13 protein-coding genes and 1 pseudogene are annotated in these 9,164 nt (G+C 64.5%); 12 read left to right on the top strand and 2 right to left on the bottom strand.

All coding sequences use genetic code 11. The features are described from left to right. The first annotated feature begins 168 nt into the window (after positions 1-168). From AACH06_RS25690 to AACH06_RS25680, 3 genes are all read left to right on the top strand, one after another. The gene (locus AACH06_RS25690) at positions 169-507 is read left to right on the top strand and encodes a TrfB-related DNA-binding protein (protein ID WP_341428661.1); all 339 of its coding nucleotides are present in this window, start codon (positions 169-171) and stop codon (positions 505-507) included. Between the two features lie 67 nt (positions 508-574). Then, positions 575-772, top strand: coding sequence for a hypothetical protein (locus AACH06_RS25685; protein ID WP_341428660.1), 198 nt, complete (start codon positions 575-577; stop codon positions 770-772). Positions 773-836: 64 nt separating this feature from the next. Next, positions 837-1,226, top strand: a complete 390-nt coding sequence (locus tag AACH06_RS25680) for a beta-sandwich lipoprotein (protein ID WP_341428659.1) — start codon at positions 837-839, stop codon at positions 1,224-1,226. A 359-nt stretch (positions 1,227-1,585) separates the two neighbouring features. Here AACH06_RS25680 and AACH06_RS25675 read toward each other — a convergent pair. Beyond that, positions 1,586-1,729: pseudogene (locus AACH06_RS25675) on the bottom strand (IS5/IS1182 family transposase); the annotation flags it as partial. Positions 1,730-1,958: 229 nt separating this feature from the next. Between AACH06_RS25675 and AACH06_RS25670 the strand changes: the two are divergent. The 4 genes from AACH06_RS25670 (at position 1,959) to AACH06_RS25655 (ending at position 4,370) form a co-directional block, all read left to right on the top strand. Further along, complete coding sequence (locus AACH06_RS25670) at positions 1,959-2,171, top strand: hypothetical protein (RefSeq protein WP_341428658.1); 213 nt, start codon at positions 1,959-1,961, stop codon at positions 2,169-2,171. A gap of 307 nt (positions 2,172-2,478) precedes the next feature. Further along, a complete protein-coding gene (locus tag AACH06_RS25665) occupies positions 2,479-3,543 on the top strand; it encodes an AcrVA2 family anti-CRISPR protein (protein ID WP_341428657.1) in 1,065 nt (354 codons plus the stop codon). 222 nt (positions 3,544-3,765) lie between these two features. Further along, positions 3,766-4,059 (top strand): YlcI/YnfO family protein, encoded by a 294-nt coding sequence (locus tag AACH06_RS25660; protein WP_341428656.1) that lies wholly within the window; start codon positions 3,766-3,768, stop codon positions 4,057-4,059. After that, positions 4,056-4,370: a type II toxin-antitoxin system RelE/ParE family toxin gene (locus tag AACH06_RS25655; RefSeq protein WP_341428655.1), complete on the top strand. Its 315-nt coding sequence runs from the start codon at positions 4,056-4,058 to the stop codon at positions 4,368-4,370. The genes AACH06_RS25660 and AACH06_RS25655 overlap by 4 nt, the downstream gene beginning before the upstream one ends. Positions 4,371-5,027: 657 nt before the next feature. Here AACH06_RS25655 and AACH06_RS25650 read toward each other — a convergent pair. Continuing rightward, the gene (locus tag AACH06_RS25650; protein WP_341428654.1) at positions 5,028-5,354 is read right to left on the bottom strand and encodes a hypothetical protein; all 327 of its coding nucleotides are present in this window, start codon (positions 5,352-5,354) and stop codon (positions 5,028-5,030) included. A gap of 89 nt (positions 5,355-5,443) precedes the next feature. Between AACH06_RS25650 and AACH06_RS25645 the strand changes: the two genes are divergently transcribed. The 5 genes from AACH06_RS25645 to AACH06_RS25625 are packed head-to-tail and all read left to right on the top strand — an operon-like array spanning position 5,444 to position 9,148. Beyond that, positions 5,444-5,794 carry a hypothetical protein gene (locus AACH06_RS25645; RefSeq protein WP_341428653.1) on the top strand — a complete coding sequence of 117 codons (351 nt, stop codon included), beginning with the start codon at positions 5,444-5,446 and terminating at the stop codon, positions 5,792-5,794. Continuing rightward, positions 5,791-6,513, top strand: coding sequence for a StbB family protein (gene stbB / locus AACH06_RS25640; RefSeq protein ID WP_341428652.1), 723 nt, complete (start codon positions 5,791-5,793; stop codon positions 6,511-6,513). The genes AACH06_RS25645 and stbB overlap by 4 nt, the downstream gene beginning before the upstream one ends. Before the next feature lie 26 nt (positions 6,514-6,539). After that, the gene (locus tag AACH06_RS25635) at positions 6,540-7,004 is read left to right on the top strand and encodes a hypothetical protein (RefSeq protein WP_341428651.1); all 465 of its coding nucleotides are present in this window, start codon (positions 6,540-6,542) and stop codon (positions 7,002-7,004) included. 30 nt (positions 7,005-7,034) lie between these two features. Continuing rightward, a complete protein-coding gene (locus AACH06_RS25630; protein WP_341428650.1) occupies positions 7,035-8,237 on the top strand; it encodes a DUF1173 domain-containing protein in 1,203 nt (400 codons plus the stop codon). Between the two features lie 53 nt (positions 8,238-8,290). Further along, the gene (locus AACH06_RS25625; RefSeq protein ID WP_341428649.1) at positions 8,291-9,148 is read left to right on the top strand and encodes a hypothetical protein; all 858 of its coding nucleotides are present in this window, start codon (positions 8,291-8,293) and stop codon (positions 9,146-9,148) included. Positions 9,149-9,164: the final 16 nt, after the last annotated feature.

Below are 9,164 nucleotides of genomic sequence, written 5' to 3'. Positions count from 1 at the left end.
GGCCCCATCAGGGCAGGCGCGCACCCCAGCACTCACCTGCCCTTCCCCGCCGACCGCCATCCTGGATGCTTCCTATGTCAAAAGCCGTCTTTGATTTCCCGCGCCGCTGCGCCGTGGCCCCGACAATCGGTGCAGTTCCCGACACGTCGACCATCCAAGAGGTACCGAATGGCCCGAATCGCCAAAGGCAGCGGCGCCCTGAGCGCTGCGGAGTTCAATCGCACCATCAAGGCCTTCCCCAAGCTGTCGGAGCGTGCGAAGGCCGTCGCCCGCGCCGTCTTGGTCGAAGGGCGGGCCCCCTCAGAGGTGGCCGAAGAACTGGGTTGCTCCAAGCAACTGGCCTATGCGTGGTCACAGAAGGTCTACGCCGCCTGCATCCCTACGGGGTGGGTCACGGAAGCCGTCACCCTCCCGGCAGAGCTAATGGCCGAGGTGCGGAAGATGGAAGCCGACGCCCGCGCCGAACTCGAAGCCTCGTTGCCCGCACCTCGCATCGTTCGCCGCTGACCGCACTCCCGATGCGTGCGGCGCAGGGCTACCTGTCAAGTCGCACTGTTGAGAAGGAGTTTTGATCATGGCGTTTCGCGTCTATGTGCGCTGGCCAGGCCAGCGCGTGACCCACCAGACCACCACCGCCTGCGGCCAGGTCGCGGCCGCTGCATACAGCCTGCTCCAGCAGCAAGCCCAGTTTCATGGCTCGCAGGGCGCGCTGGGCATTGCGTTGACCGAAAACGGCCGCCAGCGCTCGTATCTGAAGCTCGCACACGGTTGACCTTACCGCTTCTGCGGCACCGACTACCGCACCTCGCCGTCATTCCACCCCGTTGGAGACCCTCATGAAACGCTTCGCCGCCATCATGTCCCTCGCCGTGTCGTTGCTGTCCTCCGGCTGCAGCAGCGATGCCGACCTGGCTTCGCAGAACCTGTCCAAGGCCGCCGATCAATTCGAAATCAATCGCCGCGTGGTGTTCTACAACGGCATCACAGGCACCTATGTGCTCAGCATCGAAGGGCTGTGCTCGCTCGGCAACTACGACCATGACAAGCGCTTGAGCATCACCTGCCGCGTTGGCCCATCCGAGTACAAGAAGCACTTCCTCGGGCTGTCCGACAACGTCACCTTCTTCGTCGAACAGATCGATGCGGCGCCGGCCGATACCTACCACTACCGGGTGCAGTTCCGCCCGCAGGAGATCCTCCCTTCAGTCGAACTTAAGGTGGGATAGTGGCTTGACGGGCCTACAGCCGGTTAGCGAACCCGCGGCCGCCCATGCAGTGCTCGGTGTCGCGAAGCAGCCCGATGCCCGCAGCGACGGGCCATGGCGTGCCGGCGTGCCGGCGTGGCGGCCGTCGCAAAGTGCGTCGGCGCTCGCGCGCCAGCGGCCGCGGTCGACCAGCTGCAGGTGTTGCCTTCACACGCTGGCCGTGCCGCGCGAAACGCGGGCAAGCGGCTAAGAGCACGCCATACCGCCTCGGGTTCCTTCCAATTTCTAGCCCGGCAGGGCTCACTTGGCGAAGCCATCGGACCGGCCGCGCGGAATCCCGTTTGATCGCGACCGACTTAGGGAAGGTCTGCAGAAATCGCCCGGCCACGCTTGCCCTCGGGCAGGTACGGTGTCACCAGCGCCACCAACTCGCTCCACGGCACCACGCGCTCCATCTCCTCGAGAAACTCTCGTCGCCTCGTGCGCTTGGCCGTCGTCCCCAGGCCCAGGCTGTGTTGTTTCATGCGCCGTATCGTCTCAGCACTTCAGCTTCCCGCCAAGCACGAGACCGGGCGATTTCTGCAGACCTTCCCTAGCTCAGTGACCCAGGCATCCGCCTGCGCGCAAGGGATATCCCGATCTGAGGGCGTTCATGGGGTTGACACATACGCTCATTGCGCGTATATTTACGGGCATGGACAGCGCATCGCTGACCGGCGCGCGCCTCGGCAAATCAGGGGCTTGGAGATAGCAATGGACTACGTCGCTCGCTACACGCAGGGCAACAACAGCAACACCATCGACCTTGCTCTCGACGCCACCAGTGACAAGGAAGCCGAGGCCGAACTGCGCAAGATCGTCGAGGCCGGGTTCCGCAACGAAACTCACGCCCACGTGGAATTGAGTGATGGCCGCATCTACGGCGCAGCCAACAAATTCGGGTCTGCGCAAGGTCGCTACATCTGACATGCCCGCCCACCCTAACCGAGGCCCGAGAGGGCCTTCATCGAATCCCGCGCCAGCAGACATCATTGCGGGTAGGGAGGCCGCTGGATTGACACAGACGCAGGCCGCTGAACTCGTGCATGGCTCGTTGCGCGCCTGGCAGCAGTGGGAAGCGGGCGACCGGCGCATGCATGCTGGCCTGTGGGAGCTGTTCCGACTCAAATCAGCGCTCATTGAGCGACCCTCAAAGTAGCCGTTCCCACACTCAAATCCGGACACTCAGCGCGAGCAGGCGCATCTGGATGGACCTACACAACTCGACCGCCCCGTGAGCAGCCCACAGTTTGCGTCGCGTGAAACCCGCCCCCGGCAGCACCTCATCGCTGCCGGCAAGCTGTACCCCAAGGCCTGGGCCGACATGGACCACATGCGGCGAGACCTACGCGGCCAGGCCGCACCGGATTGGCCGCAGTGGTGCTTCATCCCCATCGCGGGCGCGCAGGCCGCGGTGGCCAACGACGCGGGCATCGACGTGGCGCTCCTGAGCGCCCTACATCCCGATCGCCTCGCTGACGCTGCCCGACTTGCCGCCTTGGCGGCGTGGCGAATGACGCAGGGCATCTATCGGTTCGATCCCGCGATCTACGAGGCCGTGAGTCAAACGCCCGTGGCAGGCGACATCCCGGACCAGGTGTTCGATCAGTTGCCCGAATGGTGCATCTACATCGAAACACCTGAACTGGCCACCCACGGCCTGACGGTGCATGGAACGTTTGCCCACCTGGAGTGGGACGTGAACGTCCAGCGCCGCGAGCTGCGCCTGCTGATGGACTGCGACGAAGGCCTGGTGCCTCTGCCTGTCCATCTGGGTTCTTGGTCCTTGAGTGAAGCCATAGACCGCGCACTGACGACGGCGTCCGTAGCCTCGCTGGCCCGCGGCGGCCGAGCGCTGCCCGGCTCTGGAGCGGCTGACCTTCGCCCTGTCGTCGAGCCGATCGTGAGCCTGTTGCTCTACGTGTGCTCGCAGGCTGGCCAGATCACCGGCCGAGGGGGCGCACCAGGTAACCCGGTTCCAGTGAGAACCCGACGCGATGGCTGGAAGCTCTTCCCGGCCGAAGGGCCCCGCACCTGGGAGGTCGGGACACGACTCGGGGCCGCGCTGCGAGCGGCATATGCCGCCGAGCAAACTGGTTCAGGCGGATCGCATGCTGGCCCACGTCCGCACGTCCGACGGGCTCACTGGCACACCTTTCTGAGCGGCCCACGCCTGAACGCCGAGGGCACCCCTTTGCCCAGCACCGAACGCCGCGCCGAGCTTCGATGGCTGCCGCCCATCGCGGTGAACCTCGCCGACGCTGGCGATTTGCCTGCAACAGTTCGGCCAGTCAGGTAAAGACCACCTCCACGAGCCCCTCTCCGACGCCAGCCAAAGGCGCTGGCGCTGGACGGGTCAACAGGCGCGAGGCCGTGGCATCACTGCTAGAGGGACGGCCGGGATCCAGATGTGATTTCACGCCAAGTCGGATTTAACTCGTCGTCGGCGTTAGGGAAATCTGAGCTTCCCAAACCACTTCTAGGTTTTGACGCTGCAACTCATTTGCAATACAGTTTGGGCATGAAGACAGCCATCATCCCGCAGGTTCGCATCGAGCCGCAGCTCCGCGCCGACCTTGACGCTGTCCTGCGCGACGGTGAGACACTGTCCGAATTCGTCGAGTCCTCGGTACGCGGCGCGGTGGAGCACCGCCTTGTTCAGAGCGCGTTCGCCGCGCGTGCTGACGAGGCTTGGGCGCGCTTCCAGCGCACTGGCGCCGGCCGGCCGGCTGACGACGTCATCGCCGACATGCGCACGCGCCTGGAGTCCAGGCTCAAGGAACTTCAAGCCAAGCACCGTCCTGCCGACACATGACCTACCAGGTCATCTTCGAGACACAGGCTGATGAAGACCTTTTGCGACTGCACGAGCACCTCCTTGAGCGCGCCGAGTACGTCGAAGACCTAGAAATCGCCTATCGCGCGATCGACGCCATCCAGACGGCGGTCTTGGCGTTGTCTGTATCGCCGCTGCTATTTCGCAAGCGCAGTGGCGGCGGTCCGCTACGACGCGAGCTCGTCGTTCCATTCGGGTCGACGGGTTACGTCATCGAGTACGAGGTTGCGGGGGCCGAGCTGGTCGTCGTGCTGGCCATCCGTCACCAGCGCGAGCAGGATCTTCACTGAGCGAGCCCGACGCCGGCTGCCCCACCCCGCTGGCGGCGCTGGCGCGACAACATCCCGCTTGTCCTCGGACAACCCACTTCATACCGGCCGCCGTGCCTTTGAAGGAACGACGTAGAAGGCGCTTCTTCGCTCCCGCGCTCGCTCATCGGACTCAGGGGTCCCCTGGCCAGGCCGCTCTATCGTCGGACCCGCCTGGGTCTTCTCAACGGGCGCGACGGCACCTATCTTGATCATGTATTCGAGGAAAGCGGCTTCGAACTGTCGATGCGCGTCCGATGCCTCCAGCACCTTCCGAGCTTCTGACGTTCTTTGCCTATTGAAGCCTTGGTAGGCGGCACTCCGATGGTAGGTTTCCGTGGCCTGGTCCAGAGCATCTGCGGCCGCAGCCCAGTCCGGGTTCCGCTGCCGGTAGTCGGCCAGAGCAGCTGCCTCAGCCTTCGCTCGCCCCCTCGCCGACGAAGGTGACGGCGCGAGCGTTTGCAAATAGGTCTTGTAGCCTGCGTCGCTCATCCAGGACGAGCGCCCGCGCTCGCGTTTGGGCTTCGGCACGGCGGGTATTCCTTTCTCCTTGGGGCCAACCTTTCCCCAGGGTATCAAAGCTTCAGAGTTGACCCACGCTGGTGCCAGTGGCCTGGCGTGAGTGCCTCCCGGATTTGCTCAGAACACCTTCTGGAGCCAGATGATCGCCTGCACGATGAGAGCAGCCACGATGAGCTTCACAAAGTGCCGGCTCATCCAGCGGTAGCTGTCGAACGCAAATGCCGCGCGCCAGGCGCGTTTGGCGGCCCACCAGAGCAACGCGCAGCTGAACACCGCGCCCACCAGGTCGCCATGCCGACCACCAGGCCAGTGCCAGATCCAGAACAACAAGATGGCCTGGACGAACACCGCATCCACCACCGCCAACGCGCGGATGACCAACGCCACCACGCCGAACGGCTGCGGCATCGGGCGCCGCGTTTCCTGAAATTCAACCTGACCCATGGAGCACCTCCCAAGCCATCAAAGATCCACTATGATGTCAACGCACACCCTAGGCCACCCGTTGACACCTAACGACATCACCAAACACCATGACAGACGAAAGCCTTAAAAAGCGCCTTCTCGCACTGGCTTCCGCGGCAGAGCGGGCCAAGATGGAACGCATCCGCAACGTCTTTCCTGAGATTGAGGCAGCCATGGCGGCCGGCGCCTCCCGCGCCCAGATCGTCGAAGCGTTGGCGGCCGAGGGCATCGAGATCTCGCCCAAGGTGTTTTCCAACTACGTCCTGCGCATCCGGGAGCAACTGCAGCGCGATGCCGCTGCACAGGTTGCCCCAGTTCAGCCGGTTGTGCAATCTTCAACTGAAGACACCACACAAAACCAGCAGTCACCCGAAACCATCATCCCGGAAATCCCGGCAAAGCGAAAGGCACGGTCATGAGGCTCTGCGTCATCAATTTCAGCGGCAACGTCGGCAAGACCACCGTGTCGGCGAATTTTCTGAAGCCCCGCCTCGATGCGCATCTGTTCTCCATCGAGACCATCAACCAGGATGCCGAGGGCGATGGTGTCGAAGCCAAGCGCATGCGCGCCCAGCAGTTCGGCGCGTTGCTCGATGGCATGTTGCTGGCGCCGCGTGCAATCGTGGATGTGGGCTCGTCCAATGTCGAAGCGTTCCTGGAGTACATGCAGCGCTACGACAGCAGCCACGAGGACTACGACTATTTCGTGGTGCCCACCGTCAAGGAGCGCAAGCAGGTGGCGGACACGGTGGCCACCATCGAGGCGCTGCTGTCGATGGGCGTCGAAGGGGACCGCATCAAGGTGCTGTTCAACAAGATCGAGCGCCCGGATGATCTGCTGGACGATTTCGCGCCGCTGTTCGGCTTTGCCATGCAGAAGGGCATCGAGCTGAACCCCCGGGCCCGGCTGGAACTGCACCCGGTGTTTGATGAAATCAAAGACCACGACCAGACCCTGGCCGAAGTCATCGCAGATCCCACCGATCACCGGGCCCTGCTGGCCGGAGAAACCACCGACGAGGCGCGTGCGGAGCGCATCCGCCGGCTGTCGATCAAGCGTCTGGCCACGCGTTGCGCCCGCGACATGGACCAGGCCTACGCCGCGCTGTTCGCTCGGGCGCCCGCCGTCGCAGGCTGATCGATCCGCTCGGTTGCCTACTGTCCATGTCCCTGAACAACGCAAGAGAAGTTCTCATCGCCGAGCTGCTCGGCGAGTTCGACCCGTTGATCCAGCGGGTCGAGGGTCTCCAGGCACAGATGACCACGGCCCAGGCCGGTCTTCTGGCCTCGGCCGCGGAGGTGCTGGCGTCGGTCGAGACGCATCGCAAGTCGGTGCAGTCTCTGACCGAGCACGCGCAGCGCAGCGCAGTCAATCACATCATCGAGAGAACGAACGTCGTCTGTGAGGGAAAGCTCGCGGAATTGACCACCGCGATGCACCGGGCCGCCCGCACGGCATTCGACGCCGAGCTGGGTCGCCGCGTCGACCACCTCACCTCGGCCCTCAAGACGCGAGAGCCTGCACCGCCTCCAGTCACGCCGTGGCGGCAGCGCGCAGCCATGGTCGCCGCCATGCTGGGCTCGGCGCTTTGCGGCTCGCTGCTGACGATCTTGGCCAGCCGCAGTTGATCCACGCCATCTGACCCAGGGAGCCCCGCCATGCAGCGCTACCGGTTCAAGACCGAGACCCTCGGGTCCACCGATCCCCGCCTGGAGGCCGCGCTCACGGCCGCCTACGCGGGCAAGTACCGCCCACTGTGCGATTGCACCCCTGACGGCGTACCGATGTACATCGCACGCATTGCCCAGAGCTATGTCATCAAGCGGATGCCGAACTCCGGCAATCGCCACGGGTTCGACTGCGAATCGTTCGAACCGCCTGCCGAGCTGTCGGGCCTCGGAGAGGTGGCCGGTGCTGCGATCCGTGAGGATGTCGAATCCGGAATGACCACCCTGCAGCTGGACTTCTCCCTGTCCAAAGGTGGCGGCAAGACCCCGCCGCCTTCGTCAGGGGACAGTCCACCGACGGTGAGGACTGACGGCTCCAAGCTCACGCTGCGCGGCCTGCTTCACCACCTGTGGGACGAGGCCCAGCTGAACCGATGGACGCCCGGCATGATGGAGCGGCGCAACTGGCACCTGGTCCGGACGCTGCTGCTGCGAGCGGCAGCTTCCAGCAAAGCCAAGGGCGAACAGCTTTCCCAGCTGCTCTTTGTCCCCGAGACCTTCAACCTCGACCACAAAGACGCCATCGCCCGACGGCGCTTCGAAGCCCTGCGCCGCCTGAGTGAATCTCGCGGATCGTCGCGGCAGCTGATGCTGATCGTCTGCGAAGTCAAGGAGATCGGCAGCGCCCGATTCGGCTTCAAAGTCATCGCCAAGCACCTGCCCGACACACCGCTGTACCTGCCGGTCGACCTGCACAAGCGCCTGGCCAAACGGTTCGAGCGTGAGCTGGCCTTGTGGAACGCCGACACGACGAACCACCTGCTCATGATCGCGACGTTCGGCTATGACGCGGCGCTGAATCTGACGATCGAAGAAGCCAGCCTGACGCTGGCGACCTCGATGTGGATCCCGGTGGAACACACCTGGGAGATGGAGCTGCTCGAAACGCTGACGCGTGAACACCGGCGCTTCACCAAGGGCCTGCGCTACAACCTCCCGGACACCCGGCCGCTCGCCTCGGCGGTGCTGTCGGACACCCCCATTGGGCCCACTGCGCTGTACATCACGCCACCGACGGCAGGCTCCACCTTCACACAAGAGCTCGACACCCTCATCGAGGAAAGCACCGTCAGGGCTTGGCAGTGGAATGCAGGCGCTGAACCGATGCCCTCGCTGCCCGCCGCCGGCTGCTGAGCCGGCACCTGATCGACCACGGAGCTTCTATGCTGACTGCCCCACCCTACCCCTTGGACGATCCCGAGTCTGATTGCCAGGACAAGCTCGCCTCCACGTTGCAGGACTGGCTGACCAGTGACACGTTCTGCGCCTCCTCGCTCGTAGGCATGCGGGCGCTGGTGGCCCAGATGCTCGACACGACGCCAGAAACGGTTTCCCGAGGCCAGGAGCCCAACGGACAGTGGCTTAGGCGCTTGCATGGCGCGTTGCTTCGCGACCTGAGCGCGCCGGAGCGTCGAACCTGCGTTCGCCGCTCGCTGGAATTCATCGGCCTGGCTGCGGGACGCGAGCCCTACGTGCTGGGCGCCGCCCGCTGGCAGCGAATCCGCGTCCTCATCGACCAAGTGTGCAGCCCAGACAATGGCAACCAGGCCGCTGCAGCGCGCTCTGTAGGCCCTCAAACGCCTGGCGCCACGCTTGAGTGGGCAAGCCTGGCTATCACCGAGTCTCTCTGCGGCCTGCTGTCGCCACAGCGCACACGGCTCGTGCCTTCGAACCTCGCGAGCCTTGGCCAGGCCCTGGACGAGCTGCGCGCCGCGACGAATCTGCCACCCCATACACAGCGAAGCGCGCCCGACGACATTGGGCTGCAAGCAGCCAGCGCCATGGACTATTCCGAGATGAGCGCTGACATCCTCCAACGGCTCCCCGAGGTCGTGCTGGCCAGCCTCGGCCTGCTTGACGGCGCCGGCCTGCAGCTGCTCGGACCGGTCAATTGGATGAAGGTGTCGAATGCCGTGGCAATGTTTAGGCGCGCGCACTCGCCACTCAGATCGCGGCCCCCTGCAGGCCGCTGGTGGCGCACGGCGCTGGAGCGCCTACGTCATTGCCTGACCACCGCGTCAATTGCGACCACATATCGCCGGTGATTCCCAGTGTCATTCA

The organism is Ideonella lacteola (assembly GCF_038066555.1).
Classification (GTDB): domain Bacteria; phylum Pseudomonadota; class Gammaproteobacteria; order Burkholderiales; family Burkholderiaceae_C; genus Ideonella; species Ideonella lacteola.
This window is presented reverse-complemented; position numbering and strand designations above follow the sequence as displayed.